This is a genomic window from Tsuneonella sp. HG222, assembly GCF_053819185.1.
Genome location: NZ_JBSOQZ010000001.1, coordinates 445,615 through 460,243, shown reverse-complemented (window position 1 = coordinate 460,243; position 14,629 = coordinate 445,615). Strand labels below are relative to the sequence as shown.

Below are 14,629 nucleotides of genomic sequence, written 5' to 3'. Positions count from 1 at the left end.
GCAGGCGATGTTGCTGGAAACCAAGACCGTCGAGAAGCCCTGGGGCAAGGACCACTTGCCCGCCCCGTTCGATACACCCGAGGGCAAGCGCATCGGCGAGATCTGGTTCGAACCGCCGGCGGAACTGCCGCAGCTACTCGTCAAATACCTGTTCACCTCCGAAAAGCTCTCGGTCCAGACCCATCCCTCCGACGCGCAGACCGAGGCGATGGGGATCGGCCGCCAGGGCAAAGAAGAGTGCTGGCTGGTGATCGATGCCGAGCCCGGCGCGACGCTGGGAATCGGGTTCGACGAACCGATCGATGCGGAGACCATGCGCGCCGCCGCGCAGGACGGCAGCATCGAGGACAAGCTGACCTGGCATCCGGTGAAAGCAGGAGATTTTTTCTACATCCCGGCCAACACCGTGCATGCCATCGGCCCCGGCTGCGCGATCATCGAAGTGCAGCAGAATTCTGACATCACCTATCGCCTCTACGACTATGGTCGCCCGCGCGAGCTGCACCTGGAAGAAGGCATGGCCGTGGCCAAGGGCGAGCCCTACGACCTCGCCATGGCCAACTACGTGGGCCACGGGTCGGACGTTGGGCTGGTGGACGGGCCGTTCTTCCGCCTGGACCAGCTGGCCGGCGGGCCCGATCCGGCGATTTCCGCCCGCTATCGCGGCGCGCTGCTGGTGATCCCGCGCGAAGGCGACGTGATCGTCGATGGCGAGACCGTCAGCCCCGGCCAGTGCGCGCTGGCCCACGAAATCGACGCGGTGGAATTCGCGCCCGGCGGCACCTGCCTGATCGCCCAGCCCATCGGCTGACCGCCGAAAGGTTACACGAAGTATACACCTGGATCGCCGGCGGACGGGGCCGAAGATGAGCCACGCGAGCCAGGCGCGAATCCAACATGGCGGCAGGTGTGTCATCCGCTCCGGGATGCACAACGCGGCGCCTGTAGGAAAATGAATTTCCTCGCCGGACGGCGGGCTAGAGGCTCTCGATATAACCCGAGAAATCGACCGCGCCGTTGCCCAGCGCCTCCCAGGCTTCGTAGAGTTGCCTGGCGCGCAGTCCCATCTGCGCATCCACGCCCGCGGTCTCGGCCGCTTCCATCGCCAGCTTCAGGTCCTTGAGCATCAGCGCCGTGGCGAAGCCGCCCTTGTAGCCGTTGTCGGCGGGTGTCGTCGGCCCGACGCCGGGGACCGGGCAGTAGGTCGTGACCGACCACGACTGGCCCGAGGAGATAGAGGCGATATCGTAGAACGTCTGCGGGTCGAGCCCGAGCTTCTGCGCCATCGAGAAGGCCTCGCAGGTGCCCAGCATGTGGATGCCCAGCATCATGTTGTTGCAGATCTTGGCCGCCTGCCCGGCCCCCGCACCGCCGGCGTGGATGACCGCCTTGCCCATCGGCTCGAGCACCGACTTCGCCCGCGCGAATGCCGCGTCAGACCCGCCGACCATGAAGGTCAGCGAGCCGCCCGCCGCCGCGGCGATGCCGCCGCTGACCGGGCTGTCGACCATTTCGTAGTCGCCCTCGGCCGCCAGTTGCTCGACCTCGCGCGCAGTGGCGACGTCGATCGTCGAGCAGTCGATCAGGATCGCGTCGGTCGGGGCATGGCCGAAGACCTCGCCGGTGAAGACCGCCTTCATGATCCCGCCATTGGGCAGCATCGACACGACCGCATCGACGCCCTGCACCGCTTCGCGAACGCCTGTGAAAGTTTCACAGCCATTGTCCTTCGCGGAGGCCAGCGCCTTTTCGCTCAGGTCGAAAGCACGCACCTCATGCCCCGCCTTGACCAGGTTCGCAGCCATCCCGCCGCCCATGTTGCCCAGGCCGATGAAAGCGATCTTCATGTCAGCGGCCTTTCCAAACACCGGGCCGTTTCTCGACGAAGGCGCGCATGCCCTCCATCTTGTCCTCGGTCCCGGCAAGGATCTGGAACAACCGGCGTTCGTGAAGAAGCCCTTGTTCCAGCGTCATTTCATAAGCCGCGCCGATCATTTCCTTGTTCACCATGGCCGCGATCGGCGGCATGCCCGCGATGGTCGCGGCGGTCTTCAGCGCGTCGTCCAGCAGGTCGGCCAGCGGCACTACACGGGCCGCCAGGCCGGAGCGCTCGGCCTCCTCGGCGTCCATCATCCGGCCGGTCAGGCACATCTCCATCGCCTTGGCCTTGCCGACCGCGCGGGTCAGGCGCTGGCTCCCGCCCATGCCCGGCGCGACGCCGAGCTTGATCTCGGGCTGGCCGAACCTGGCGGTATCGGCGGCGATGATGAAGTCGGCCATCATCGCAAGCTCGCAACCCCCGCCCAGCGCGAAGCCGTTGACCGCGGCGATCCACGGCTTGCGGGTGCGCCTGACGAAATCGGACTGCCAGCCGGAGAAATGATCCTGCAGGAAGAAGTCGACCGCCGGCTTCTCGGCCATTTCCTTGATGTCGGCGCCGGCCGCGAAAGCCTTCTCGCCGCTGCCGGTCAGCACCGCGCAGCGCTGATTTTCATCGTCTTCGAACCTGCCGAAGGCATCGATAAGCTCGGCGAGAACCGTCGAATTCAGCGCATTGAGCGCCTCGGGCCGGTTGAGCGTAACGAGCGTGACCGCATCGCGCTGCTCGACGAGGATGGAGGTGTAGTCGGCCATGTCATTTCACCTGAAACCAGTGGTCTGCCCTGCCCTGCCCAAGCGGGCCGCGCTTGGCAAGGCCGGCGCTGGAGGCCCAGGCTACAGGCCGCCGGCTGCCAGCATCGCGCTACCGCCCATTTCCGCGCCGTCGGCACCGTGGCGGAACATCGCGAACAGCTCGCGCCCGGTACCGGTAGCTTCGGCGGGCGCAGGCGCGGGCGTGCGCGTCGCGAGGTCGGCGGTGGTCGACAGGGTCCCGGTGGGCGCGCAGAGCCGCACGATGTCGCCGTCTTGCAGCAGTGCCAGCGGGCCACCCCCCAGCGCTTCGGGCGTGCAGTGGATCGCGGCGGGCACCTTTCCGCTCGCCCCGCTCATCCGCCCGTCGGTGACGAGCGCCACGCGGTAGCCGCGGTCCTGCAATACCCCCAGCGGCGGGGTCAGCTTGTGCAGTTCGGGCATGCCGTTGGCGCGCGGGCCCTGGAACCGCACGACGACCACGACATCGCGGTCCAGCCGGCCCTCGGCAAACGCCATCGCCACCGAATGCTGGTCGTCGAACACTGCGCACGGCGCCTCGATGGTCCACCGGCCGGGGTCGACCGCGCTGGTCTTGAAGCAGGCGCGGCCAAGGTTGCCCTGCACCAGCGCCATTCCGCCATCGGGCATGAACGGCTGCGAGACCGGCTTGAGCATGCTGTCGTCGCCGCTCTCACCGACATCGCGCCAGGCCAGCGTTTCGCCGTCGAGCCACGGCTCGCGGGCGTAATCGGCGAGGCCGCCGCCCCAGATCGTCGGGATGTCACCATGGACGAGCCCCGCGCCGAGCAGTTGCCCGACCACATAGGCCATGCCGCCAGCGGCGTGGAACTGGTTCACGTCCCCCGCGCCGTTAGGATAGACGCGCGCGATCAGGGGGACGGCGGACGACAGCTCGGAAAGGTCGTCCCAGTCGATCACGATCCCGGCCGCGCGGGCCATCGCCGGCAGGTGGATCGCGTGGTTGGTCGATCCGCCGGTCGCGAGCAGCCCCACCGCGGCATTGACGATCGCGCGTTCGTCGATGCAGCGCGCCAGGGTCCTGTTCTCGTCCTCGGCCACCGCAGCAAGGCGGTGGACCGCGGCGCGGGTCAGGGCCTGGCGCAGCTTTCCCCCGGGCGGCACGAAGGCCGCGCCCGGCACGTGGAGCCCCATCAGCTCCATCATCATCTGGTTGGTGTTGGCCGTGCCGTAGAAGGTGCAGGTGCCGGGGCTGTGATAGCTGGCGCTCTCGCTCGCCAGCAGTTCGGCGCGGCTCGCCTTGCCCTCGGCATAGAGCTGGCGGACCTGCTGCTTTTCCTTGTTGCCGATCCCGGTCGGCATCGGCCCGCCGGGCACGAACACGCACGGCAGGTGGCCGAAGCGCAGCGCCCCCATCAGCAGCCCGGGTACGATCTTGTCGCAGATGCCCAGCATGGCCATCCCGTCGAACATCGCGTGCGACAGGGCGACCGCCGTCGAAAGCGCGATGGTGTCGCGGCTGAACAGCGACAGCTCCATGCCGTCCTGCCCCTGGGTCACCCCATCGCACATGGCAGGCACGCCCCCCGCGACCTGCGCCGTGGCGCCTGCCTCGCGCGCCCAGATCTTCATCTGCTCGGGATAACGGCCATAGGGCTGATGGGCGGAAAGCATGTCGTTGTAGGCGGTGACGATCCCCAGGTTCGGCCCGCGCGCGGCCATGATCGCCGCCTGATCCTCCTCGGCCGCGGCAAAGCCGTGCGCCAGGTTCGAACAGGACAGCGTGGCGCGGTCCGGCCCGCCCGTCCCCTCGCGGTCCATCAGGTCGAGATAGCGCCGGCGGCCTTCGCGCGAGCGTTCGACGATTCGCGCGGTGACGCGCTCGACGGTCGGGTTCAGATCACTCATGCCAGCTCACCCCGTCGCGTTCGGCCAGCGCGATCGCGGCGCTCGGCCCCCACGAACCCGCGCTGTAGGTCTTGGGTTCCTGCCCCTCGGCGGTCCAGAGCGAGCGGACCTGGTCGATCCAGCGCCACTGGGCCTCGACCTCGTCGCGGCGAACGAACAGCGTCTGGTCGCCCTCGATCAGGTCGAGCAGCAGCCGTTCGTAGGCGATGCGCCGCACCGTTCCGCTGAAGGCATCGGGCATCGCGATGGCCAGCGGCACTTCGCGCAGCGCCATGCCCTCGCGGTCGAGGCCGGGCACCTTGGCCATCAGCGACAAAGTGATGTTCTCTTCGGGCTGGATGCCGATCAGCAGCTTGTTGGGGCGCATCCGCGCGCCGTTGAAGATCGAATGCGGCACGCACTTGAACTGCACGACGATCTCGGTGACCCGGTGGGGCATGCGCTTGCCGGTGCGCAGGTAGAACGGCACGCCGCGCCAGCGCCAGTTGTCGACATGGGCCTTGAGCGCGACGAAGGTCTCGGTGGCCGAACCCTTGCCCAGTTCCTCGTCGTAACCCGGCACGATCTGGCCCTGCACCGCGCCCGCGCGGTACTGCCCGGTCACGCTCTCACCCGCGGCGAGCGGACGAAGCGAGCGCAGCACCTTTACCTTCTCGTCGCGCACCTCGTTCGGGCTGAGGCCGCTGGGCGGTTCCATCGCCACCAGCGCGAGCAGCTGGAGCATGTGGTTCTGCACCATGTCGCGCAGCGCACCCGACCCGTCGTAGTATCCGGCCCGGTCCTCCAGCCCCACTGTCTCCGCCACGGTGATCTGCACATGGTCGATCGCGCGCGCGTTCCACAGGGGCTCGAACAGGACGTTGGCGAAGCGCAGCGCGATGAGGTTCTGCACCGTCTCCTTGCCGAGGTAGTGATCGATGCGAAAAATGCGGTCCTCGGGAAAGGCGGCCGCCACCGCCTCGTTGATCTCCTGGCTGCTCGCCAGGTCCGTGCCGAGGGGCTTTTCGAGCCCGATCCGCGCGCCATCGTTGGCGAGGTCGACCTTGCGCAGGCCCTCGATGGTCGTCTCGAACAGGCTCGGCGCGGTCGACAGGAAGATCGCCGGGCGCTTGCCCGGGCCGACTTTCGCGGCCAGCTCCGCAAATCCCTCCGGCGTGGTTACGTCGAGCGACTGATAGCTCAGCCGGTTGAGGAAATCGGCCATCCCGCCGCGCCGGTTCCGGGGCAGGTATGTCTCCAGAGCCTCGCGGGCGAAGTTGCGAAAGCCTGCGTCGTCCATCTCCGAGCGCGCGGTGCCGACGATCCGCAGGTTCGGCGGGAGCAGGTCGTCGTGGCTCAGCGCGCACAGCGATGGGAGCAGCATGCGCTTGGACAGGTCGCCGGTCGCGCCGAACAGGATCAGGGTGTCAGCGATCGGGCGCTGCGAGCGCGCCAGCGGCTCGGCCGCGTCAGCCATTGTGATGCGATATCGCCATGCGTGGCAGGCACTCTATCTCGCAGTTGCGAAATGGTCGAGCGCTATGCGCGGTAATCGTCCGGTGAAGCATGCCTATCAACGCAGGGGACAAGGCCATGGTTTCGGCAGGCGCAGAAATGCTTGCCGCCGCCCTGCTTGCCTCAGAGCAGAAGCCCGCATTAGGTCGCGCACCTTGGCGCGTGCCGCGATGGCGCGCGGGGGATGTGGGACAGTCATGCCGCAAGATCGCGTACTCATCGCCGGCGGAGGCATTGCCGGCCTGTCACTGGCGCTGACCCTGCACCAGATCGGCGTCGCCTGCACGGTGTTCGAGGGCGTGACCCAGCTTCGCCCGCTCGGCGTGGGAATCAACCTGCAGCCCAACGCCGTGCGCGAACTGGAAGACATGGGCATCGGCGAGGCGGCCCTGTCCGAGATCGGCGTACCGGCCCAGGAATGGGCGCTCGTCGGCCTCGGCGGGCAGGAGATCTACTCCGAGCCGCGCGGCAAGTTCGCCGGATACGGCTGGCACCAGTTCGCGGTCCATCGCGGAAAGCTGCACCTGATGCTGATGCGCGAGGTGATCGCGCGGCTGGGGCCTGACTCGGTCAAGCTCGGGCACAAGGTCACCGGCTATCGCATCGAGCCCGACGGTTCGGTCGTCGCGCAGGTCGACGTGCGCGGCCAGGGCTCGGCCGAGTTCGCCGGTGCGCTGCTGATCGGCGCCGACGGCATCCATTCGGCGATCCGCGCGCAGATGCATCCCGCGCAGCCGCCGATCCACTGGGGCGGCACCATCATGTGGCGCGGCACCGCGCGCGGCGTGCCGATCCGCACCGGATCCTCGTTCATCGGGCTGGGAACGAGCCGCCACCGCGTGGTGCTCTATCCCATTTCCGGGCCCGACGAGAACGGCCTTGCGGACATCAACTGGGTGGCCGAACAGACTTATGACGAAGGGCACGACTGGTCCCGGTCGGGCTGGTTCCGCGAAGTGCCCCTGGCGGAGTTTGCGCACGAGTTCGACGGCTTCGTCTACGACTGGCTCGACATGCCTGCCCTGCTCGCGCAGTCGGAAACGGCGTTCGAGAACCCGATGATCGACCGCGATCCCCTGCCGACATGGGCCGACGGCCCCGTCCTGCTGATCGGCGATGCGGCCCATCCGATGTATCCGACCGGATCGAACGGGGCGACGCAGGCGATCATGGACACGCGCCAGCTCGGCCGCATCATGCTCGACCATGGCGCGACGACGGCCGCGCTCGAGGCCTTCGACCGCCAGTTCTGCGAACCCGTCGGCGGCGTGGCCCTGCGCAACCGCGGGGCCGGCCCGTTCGGCCTGCTCAACCTGGTGGACGAGCGGTGCGGCGGGCAGTTCGAGGATATCGACGCCATCATCTCCCCGGCCGAGCGGGCGGCCTTCATGCTGGCCTATCAGCAGGCGGCGGGCTTCGCGAAGGATCGCCTCAATTCCGCGCCCCGGACCATCCCCGAGGGCGCGGCGGTCGCCCCCGTGCCGGCATGATCCCGGCGCTCGACCACGCGTTCGACCTGGTGGTGGAACTCGCCCCCTCGCACGAGATGGGCGGCGGCCCGGCAGGGACGCGGCGGATCATCCCCATCGTCGGCGGCACCGCCAGTGGCCCAATGCTCAACGGCCGCATTCTCGATGTCGGTGCGGACTGGCAGACGGTGTTCGCCAGCGGGGTCGCCGATCTCGATGCGCGCTATGCCGTCGAAACCTCCGACGGCGCGGTGATCGAAATCGTCAGCCGCGGCATCCGCGACGCCTCGCCCGAGGTTGCCGCGCGCATCGCGGCGGGCGAGCAGGTCCCGCCGGCCGAGTACTACATGCGCACCGCGATCAGGCTCGAAACCGGCCACCCCGCCTACGAGTGGGTCAACCGCTGCCTGTTCCTGGCCGCGGGCGGCAAGTCGGGCTCGACCGTGCGGCTTTCGGTCTACCGGGTCGGCTGAACCTAGACGGGCAGGCCGACGTAGTTTTCGGCGATGCTCGTCTGAGCGGCGCGGCTCTGGGCGATGTAGTCGAGCTCGGCCACCTGCATCGCCCGTTCGAACGGACCGTCTTCGGGGAAGCGGTGCATCAGGCGCGTGAGCGACCATGAGAACCGCTCCGATTTCCACACCCGGGCAAGCGCGCGATCCGAATAGGCGGCGACAGCGTCGGCATCGTTCGCCCTGAAGAACCGCGTCAGCGCCTCGGCGGCGTAGAACACGTCGCTGGCGGCGAGATTCAGGCCCTTGGCTCCGGTCGGCGGGACGATGTGCGCTGAATCGCCGCACAGCAGCAGATTGCCGTGGCGCATCGGGGCGAAGACGTAGGAGCGCAGCGGAGCGATCGACTTCTCGATCGCAGGGCCGCGGGTCATGTGGGCCGCCGCTTCGGGGCCGAGGCGGATCGCCAGCTCGTCCCACACCCGTTCGTCGGGCCAGTCCTCGATCCGCTCGGTCAGCGGCACGTCGACATAATAGCGGCTGCGGGTCTCGCTGCGCATCGACGCGAGCGCGAAGCCGCGTTCGTGGTTGGCGTAGATCAGTTCGTGGTTGCAGGGCGGCACATCGGCCAGGATGCCGAGCCATCCGAACGGGTATTCGCGCAGGTACTCCTTGCCGACGCTGGCAGGCACGGCCTTGCGGCTCGGCCCGTGGAACCCGTCGCAGCCCACCACGATGCGGCAATCCACGCGGTGATCGGCCCCGTCCTTTGCGTACGTGACGTATGGTGCATCGCTCTCCACGTCGTGCAGCGCCACGTCGGCCGCCTGGTAGACGACCTCCAGCCCGCGCTCCTCGGAGGCTTCCATCAGGTCGCGGGTCAACTCGGTCTGGCCGTAGACCACGACATGCTTGCCGGTGAGTTCGGCGATGTCGATGCGGATCAGCCGCTCACCGTCGGCCAGGTTGAACCCGTCGTGCGGCAGGCCTTCGGCCTTCAGCCGCGCGTCGAGACCCAACCGCTCCATCAGGCTTACGGTGATCTGCTCGAGCACGCCGGCCCGGATGCGCCCGAGGACGTAGTCGGGCGCCTGCCGCTCGAGCACCACGCACTCCACGCCTTCGGCGCGCAGCAGGTGGCCGAGCAGCAGTCCGGCAGGACCGGCCCCGACGATGCAGACCTGGGTCTTCATCAGATCGGATAATGGCCCGGTTCGGTCTCGAAGGTGATCCACCGCAGTTCAGTGAACGCGTCGATCCCCGCCTTGCCGCCGAACCGGCCGTAGCCGCTCGCCTTCATGCCGCCGAACGGCATCTGCGGCTCGTCGCTCACCGTGCTGGCATTGACGTGGCAGATGCCCGACTGGATCTGCCGCGCGACCTTGATCCCGCGGGCCGTGTCCCTGGTGAAGACCGCGGAGCTGAGGCCGTATTCGGTGTCGTTGGCAAGCTCGATCGCGTGGGCCTCGTCGCGCGCGCGGGCGATGCCGACCACCGGCCCGAAGCTCTCGTCGCGGAACAGCTTCATGTCGGGGGTCACGTGGTCGACCAGATGCGCGGGCATCAGGACGTTGTCGGTCGTCTCGCCGCCGGTCAGCAGGCGCGCGCCCTTGCCCACCGCTTCCTCGATCAGCGCGTAGCACTTGTCGACCGTATGCCGATCGACCACCGCGCCGAGCGGCGTGTTGCCTGCAACCGGGTTGCCGACAGGCATCGACTTCACCTTGGCGGTGAACTTCTCGGCGAAGGCATCGGCCACGCTTTCGACCACGATGATCCGTTCGGTCGACATGCAGATCTGGCCCTGGTTCATGTAGGCCCCGAACGCCGCCGCCTTGACCGCTTCGTCGAGGTCGGCGTCCTCCAGCACGATCATCGGCGCCTTGCCGCCCAGTTCGAGCAGCACCGGCTTGAGGTGCTCGGCCGCGCGCTTGGCGATGATCCGGCCGACCGCGGTCGATCCGGTGAAGTTGATCCGCCGCACCTGCGGCGCATCGATCAGGGCGCCCACGACTTCGGCCGCGTCTTCCGGCGCATTGGTCACCACGTTGACCGTGCCTTCCGGAAAACCAGCCTCGGCGAAGGCCTCGACGATCAGGGCGTGGGTCTGCGGGCAGGTCTCGCTGGCCTTCAGGATGACCGCGTTGCCGCAGGCGAGCGGCACGGCGATCGCCCGAACCCCCAGGATGATCGGCGCATTCCACGGCGCAATGCCGAGCAGCACGCCGACCGGCTCGCGCAGCGCCATCGCGATCGTGCCTTCGTGATCCGACGGGATCACCTCTCCCGAGATCTGCGTCGTCAGCGCCGCCGCTTCGCGGACCATGCCTGCGGCCAGCGCGAGATTGAACATCGCCCAACCGGCGGTGGCGCCGATTTCGCCCATCATGGCGGCGACGAAATCGTCCTTCTTCGCCATCAGCGCATCGGCCGCCTTCATCAGCACCGCGCGGCGCGCATTCGGACCCATCTTCGACCAGGCAGCGAAGCCTTCCTGCGCCTTGGCCGCGATCGCCGGCACGTCGCCGGCCTTCATCGCGGCAGCGCTGCTCGCGACTTCGCCGGTCACCGGGTTAAGGCGTTCGAACTTCATTTGGATCTCCCTCGCGCCGATCGCCTCCATGCGGCGAATCTCTCGGCCGCGGAGCTAGCACGCCAATCCGCCCGGCGTGAAGAATACGTTCTTCAAGGCCCGATAGCTGGGCGTTCCTGTCAGGCCGGGCGCCTGGCGAACACGCCAAACCCGGCGATCACGGCGTAGCACAGCGCGGGCAGGGTCAGGGCGGCGGCGAGGCCGACGATGTCGGCCAGCGCGCCGTAGAGGGCCGGCACGATCGCCCCGCCCGCGATCGCGACATTGAGAATCCCCGAACCGTCGGCGGCGCGCGGCCCCAGCTTTTCGCAGGCCAGCGCAAAGATCGTGGGGAACATGATCGAGTTGGTCAGTCCGACCGCGAGCAGGCTGTAGCCGCTCAGCGCCCCGGTCGTGTTGGCCGAGACGAGGACGAGCAGGATCGCCCCGATGGCGTTGAATGCCAGCACCTTGCCCGGGCTGACCACGCGCATGATCGCCGAACCCAGGAACCTGCCGACGAGCGCGCCGCCCCAGTAGAGCGAGATCAGTTTCCCCGCTTCCTGCTCGGCCACTCCCAGCACGTCGGCCTGCATCAGGTAGTTGACGATGAAGCTGCCGATAGAGACCTCGGCGCCGACGTAGAGGAAGATGCATAGCGCGCCGTATCCGAACCGCGGGCGCGTCAGCAGGCTCAGGCCGTCTGCCAGGCTGGTCGTTTCGTGACGTTCGCCCTTCAGGCGGTTCCGGAACAGCCACACGATGAATGCAACGAGGGCCAGAGCGGCGGCGAGCCCGAGGTACCCATTGACGATCGCCTGGCTCTCGGCCGTGCGATAGGCGTCCAGCCGGGCTCCGGACAATTGGTCGGCACTGACGGACGCGAGGGAACCGAGGATCAGGATCGCCCCGAAATAGGGAAAGATCGTGGTGCCCAGCGAATTGAATGCCTGCGCGAAGGTCAACCGGCTGTGCGTCGTGCGCGAAGGGCCCAGCAGGCTGATCAGGGGATTGGCGACGATCTGCACCAGCACCACCCCGGTCGCCAGGACGAAGTAGGCGAACAGGAAGACGCCGAACTCCGCGCTCTGGCTCGCCGGAATGAACAGCAGGCAGCCGGCCATCATGGTCACCAGCCCCGCCACCGCGCCGCGCATGTAGCCGAGCCGCTTGACCAGCCTGGCGCCCGGTATGCCGACCACCGCATAGGCGATGAAGAAGCAGACCTGGACGAGGCTCGCCTCGAAGTAGGACAGCGTGAACAGCTCTTTCAGTTTGGGAATGATCACGTCGTTGAGCGAGGTGACCCCGCCGAAGATGAAGAACAGCGCGAAGACGAAGACGTTCAGCCCCGGCGCATCGACGGGAGGGCTCTCGTCAAGAACCGACTGGGGATCCGCGCTCGACGCATGGTGCGGTGCCAGTGCCATTCGTGCCGTTCTCCTCCCACCAAGCCCACCCCGACGATTGACCCCCGCCGCGAGGATTTGTCCAGCCCGACGCGGAGTTTCCGCACGGGAGCGCGGGATGAGAGTCGGGTTTCGAGAAGGTCAAAGCAGGCTGGTCCGTGCCAGGATTGCCTGAACAGCACGGCTATAACGGCGAATGAAACGCACCGGCGGAACCGGGAACGTCAGCGCGGGACGCAGCTAACCAAATTGCCAAAGGAAATGGTGCCGGAAGGGCACCCCAACATGTAAAGTAAGAAACTAATACCTAAGTGATTTTTTTCTCAAACATTTAATAAAATGTTCTAAGTCAATCCACCAAGAGAGCCCAGAAAGAGACGCGTGCTAGCCGCTCACTCGCCCATCGACCGGGCAACACGCCTCAGCGACTCGCCGTTCTTCTCGAGCAAGAGGGAGTAATAATCCTCCAACCAAAAGACGGCCTTGTCGGTCAGCTTGACCAACCGTGCCCGGCTGTCGGAAGGATCCTCGATCCGCGAAATCAGGCCGAAGGTCTCAAGGTGATCGAGATAGCGCAGCACCGTCGTCGGCGCCATGACCTCGTGATCGAGGATCGCCTTCGACCTGGGCATGTAGTTGGCCAGGTGCGCTGAATAGAGCTCCTCAAGGACGTGCCAGCAGGAATCGTTGACAACCGTGCTGTCGAACATCTGGTGCCGCAGCGAGCGCTTGCGGCATTCGAACGACACGAGATCGCGCAGCTGGTCGCGGTCCAGCGGCTTGGTCGCGGTGTCCGCCACGCCGAAAGCCGGCCGTTCGCTCTTAAGGTCGCTCTTGAAGAAGATAGACATGCGTTGCCCCAAACTCGTCCTATTTGCCATGACCGAGCATCCCGGCCTTGCGCATGCTGAAGGTGCTGTCACGCGTCACGATCAGGTGGTCGTGAACCGCGATGCGCAGCGGCGACCCCAGCGCCGCGAGCGAGCGGGTGGCCACGATGTCCCCCTGGCTCGGCGTACGCCGACCCGACGGATGATTGTGCGCCAGGACGAGCGCGTGCGCGCCGCAGGCGATCGAATCCCCCAGGATCGACCGGTACTCAGCGGTCGCCGAATCCATCCCGCCCGACTTGACGATGCACCGGAGGAAACGGTGCTCCTCGGTCAGGGCGAAAATCACGAGAAATTCGGTGCGCCGCTGCCCGATCGTAGCGATCAGCGCGACGAGCATGTCCTCCGAGATCGAGGTCAGCGAGCCTTCGGCGCGCGCCACTCCTTCCAGGCGACGTCCGATCCAAGCCGCTTCACGATCCGCCGGTGATTTATCGTGCCGACGATCAATGCGAGTTGGAAGAACAGGGTGGGTATGGCCTTCATCAAGCCATAGACCATCTCCGGCATTTCGAAGTGGAGAGCCCGAGCGAAATGAGCGCTCAAACTCAGAATTTGAAGCGATGCGCCCCATACAGGCCACAACCTTTCCGCGTAGATCGCCAAGGCCAGCAGGTTGACGAAAAGAAAAACGTCGATGACGACCGACACCGGATCCACGTCATGGTAAAACTGCGGATGCACGATGTGCATAAGCGTCTGCAGAACGGCCATTGACAGGACCACCAGACCGCCGATGCGTTCGGGCGCTCCACCAAAGAGCAATGCCGTCGCGATCGAAATCAAGGCAAACGCGTAGGTAAGGACGACCGGGTCTAGATCCATCGATCGTCCTTACCGGGCGACGTCATGCCGTGGCAGCAGCCTCGTTGAGCGCGGGATCCTTGCACGGACATGAAGTGGTCATATCCTTCAGGCTTGGAACCAGTTTCGCCAGATCGCCGTGAACGCCTGTCAGCTTGAGGCGTGCTGTGGTGAGCAGCTGCTGGATTTCCGCCAGGCGGGCCATCGGCTTTTGCGTATCGAGCATGGAAGCCTTGCCTGTGGTGCGCAGGCGCGAGACGCCGCCCATCAGCTCGGCGGACGCGGCGATGATCTCGTCGAACTGATCTTCGGCGTGAAACAGGCTCGCTCCGACTTGGTCGCGGGTTTGGGGATCGATCATGAATGTCTCCGTGGGCGCAAGGCGCCAAAAAGTTGCGGTCGGAGACGCTGGATCAAATCAACCGGTCGATCCCGTCTGCTATCGCCAGCGACAAGACGATGGTCATGGCAAGGAAGCCCGCCAGAACCACGACCGCTGCGACCCTTCCGAAAACTCCGAAGTTTTCGTCCAGCTTCTCCAGGACCGGCCGGCGCCGCCGCGGCATGACCCAGTCGCCGAACGCGGCTGCGTCATGGACCGTGAAAAGCGGCGAACCCGGCAAATCCCGCAACTCCGATGGGACAAAGCCTGCCTGCGGGTCGAGGGGTGAAAATTGGGGGGGTAGTTTTCGTGCCGCCTCACCCACCGGCTGCGCCGGGCGGTGGGCCTGCATATCGGCCCATTCGCGCGCGGCGGCGTTGCGGTCCGACAGACCGAGCTTGTGGGATGCGCGAAGGATGTGCTTGTCGACCGAGCTCGGCGAGATGCCCAATTCTTGGCCGATCTGCTTGCTCGTCATGTGACGCGCGAGCAGGTCCATGATCTCGACCTGGCGATCGGTGAAATCGGTCCTCGTGAATGGCACTTCGGTAACAGGCATGAGTAAGCGTCCCTCGGGGGCGTTCGTCGCCCCTCCATAAAGTTAGGATTAGCAAATACTCGTTTTCCTGACAACGC

Annotated in this window: 15 protein-coding genes; 3 read left to right on the top strand and 12 right to left on the bottom strand. The window is 66.6% G+C overall.

Annotated elements, in window-relative coordinates:
- Positions 1–7 precede the first annotated feature (7 nt).
- On the top strand, positions 8–811 hold the full coding sequence (locus ACWPMZ_RS02220) for a class I mannose-6-phosphate isomerase (protein WP_455702382.1): 804 nt from the start codon (positions 8–10) through the stop codon (positions 809–811).
- Positions 812–977: 166 nt separating this feature from the next.
- On the opposite strand, the gene mmsB is transcribed toward ACWPMZ_RS02220, so the two are convergent.
- From mmsB to zwf, 4 genes are all read right to left on the bottom strand, one after another.
- Positions 978–1,847, bottom strand: coding sequence for a 3-hydroxyisobutyrate dehydrogenase (mmsB, locus tag ACWPMZ_RS02215; protein ID WP_455702381.1), 870 nt, complete (start codon positions 1,845–1,847; stop codon positions 978–980).
- 1 nt (position 1,848) lies between these two features.
- On the bottom strand, positions 1,849–2,634 hold the full coding sequence (locus tag ACWPMZ_RS02210) for an enoyl-CoA hydratase-related protein (RefSeq protein WP_455702380.1): 786 nt from the start codon (positions 2,632–2,634) through the stop codon (positions 1,849–1,851).
- An 81-nt stretch (positions 2,635–2,715) separates the two neighbouring features.
- Positions 2,716–4,521, bottom strand: coding sequence for a phosphogluconate dehydratase (gene edd, locus ACWPMZ_RS02205; RefSeq protein ID WP_455702379.1), 1,806 nt, complete (start codon positions 4,519–4,521; stop codon positions 2,716–2,718).
- A complete protein-coding gene (gene zwf, locus ACWPMZ_RS02200) occupies positions 4,514–5,977 on the bottom strand; it encodes a glucose-6-phosphate dehydrogenase (protein ID WP_455702378.1) in 1,464 nt (487 codons plus the stop codon). Before zwf ends, edd begins: the two co-directional genes overlap by 8 nt.
- 235 nt (positions 5,978–6,212) lie before the next feature.
- Here zwf and ACWPMZ_RS02195 point away from each other — a divergent pair, with 235 nt between their 5' ends.
- Together ACWPMZ_RS02195 and ACWPMZ_RS02190 are read left to right on the top strand one after the other, a co-directional pair.
- A complete protein-coding gene (locus ACWPMZ_RS02195) occupies positions 6,213–7,505 on the top strand; it encodes a flavin-dependent oxidoreductase (RefSeq protein ID WP_455702377.1) in 1,293 nt (430 codons plus the stop codon).
- Positions 7,502–7,957 carry a DUF3237 domain-containing protein gene (locus ACWPMZ_RS02190; RefSeq protein WP_455702376.1) on the top strand — a complete coding sequence of 152 codons (456 nt, stop codon included), beginning with the start codon at positions 7,502–7,504 and terminating at the stop codon, positions 7,955–7,957. The genes ACWPMZ_RS02195 and ACWPMZ_RS02190 overlap by 4 nt, the downstream gene beginning before the upstream one ends.
- Before the next feature lie 2 nt (positions 7,958–7,959).
- On the opposite strand, the gene pobA is transcribed toward ACWPMZ_RS02190, so the two are convergent.
- The 8 genes from pobA to ACWPMZ_RS02150 all read right to left on the bottom strand — a co-directional run bounded on the left by pobA (position 7,960) and on the right by ACWPMZ_RS02150 (position 14,552).
- Positions 7,960–9,129 carry a 4-hydroxybenzoate 3-monooxygenase gene (pobA, locus tag ACWPMZ_RS02185; protein WP_455702375.1) on the bottom strand — a complete coding sequence of 390 codons (1,170 nt, stop codon included), beginning with the start codon at positions 9,127–9,129 and terminating at the stop codon, positions 7,960–7,962.
- Positions 9,129–10,529: an aldehyde dehydrogenase gene (locus ACWPMZ_RS02180; protein ID WP_455702374.1), complete on the bottom strand. Its 1,401-nt coding sequence runs from the start codon at positions 10,527–10,529 to the stop codon at positions 9,129–9,131. The genes pobA and ACWPMZ_RS02180 overlap by 1 nt, the downstream gene beginning before the upstream one ends.
- Positions 10,530–10,648: 119 nt before the next feature.
- Positions 10,649–11,938, bottom strand: coding sequence for a sugar MFS transporter (locus ACWPMZ_RS02175; protein WP_455702373.1), 1,290 nt, complete (start codon positions 11,936–11,938; stop codon positions 10,649–10,651).
- 371 nt (positions 11,939–12,309) lie between these two features.
- On the bottom strand, positions 12,310–12,768 hold the full coding sequence (locus ACWPMZ_RS02170) for a hypothetical protein (RefSeq protein WP_455702372.1): 459 nt from the start codon (positions 12,766–12,768) through the stop codon (positions 12,310–12,312).
- A 19-nt stretch (positions 12,769–12,787) separates the two neighbouring features.
- Positions 12,788–13,189: a JAB domain-containing protein gene (locus ACWPMZ_RS02165; protein WP_455702371.1), complete on the bottom strand. Its 402-nt coding sequence runs from the start codon at positions 13,187–13,189 to the stop codon at positions 12,788–12,790.
- A complete protein-coding gene (locus tag ACWPMZ_RS02160) occupies positions 13,165–13,632 on the bottom strand; it encodes a hypothetical protein (RefSeq protein ID WP_455702370.1) in 468 nt (155 codons plus the stop codon). The genes ACWPMZ_RS02165 and ACWPMZ_RS02160 overlap by 25 nt, the downstream gene beginning before the upstream one ends.
- 22 nt (positions 13,633–13,654) lie before the next feature.
- Positions 13,655–13,972 (bottom strand): hypothetical protein, encoded by a 318-nt coding sequence (locus ACWPMZ_RS02155; protein WP_455702369.1) that lies wholly within the window; start codon positions 13,970–13,972, stop codon positions 13,655–13,657.
- A 52-nt stretch (positions 13,973–14,024) separates the two neighbouring features.
- A complete protein-coding gene (locus ACWPMZ_RS02150; protein WP_455702368.1) occupies positions 14,025–14,552 on the bottom strand; it encodes a helix-turn-helix domain-containing protein in 528 nt (175 codons plus the stop codon).
- Between the last annotated feature and the right edge of the window lie 77 nt (positions 14,553–14,629).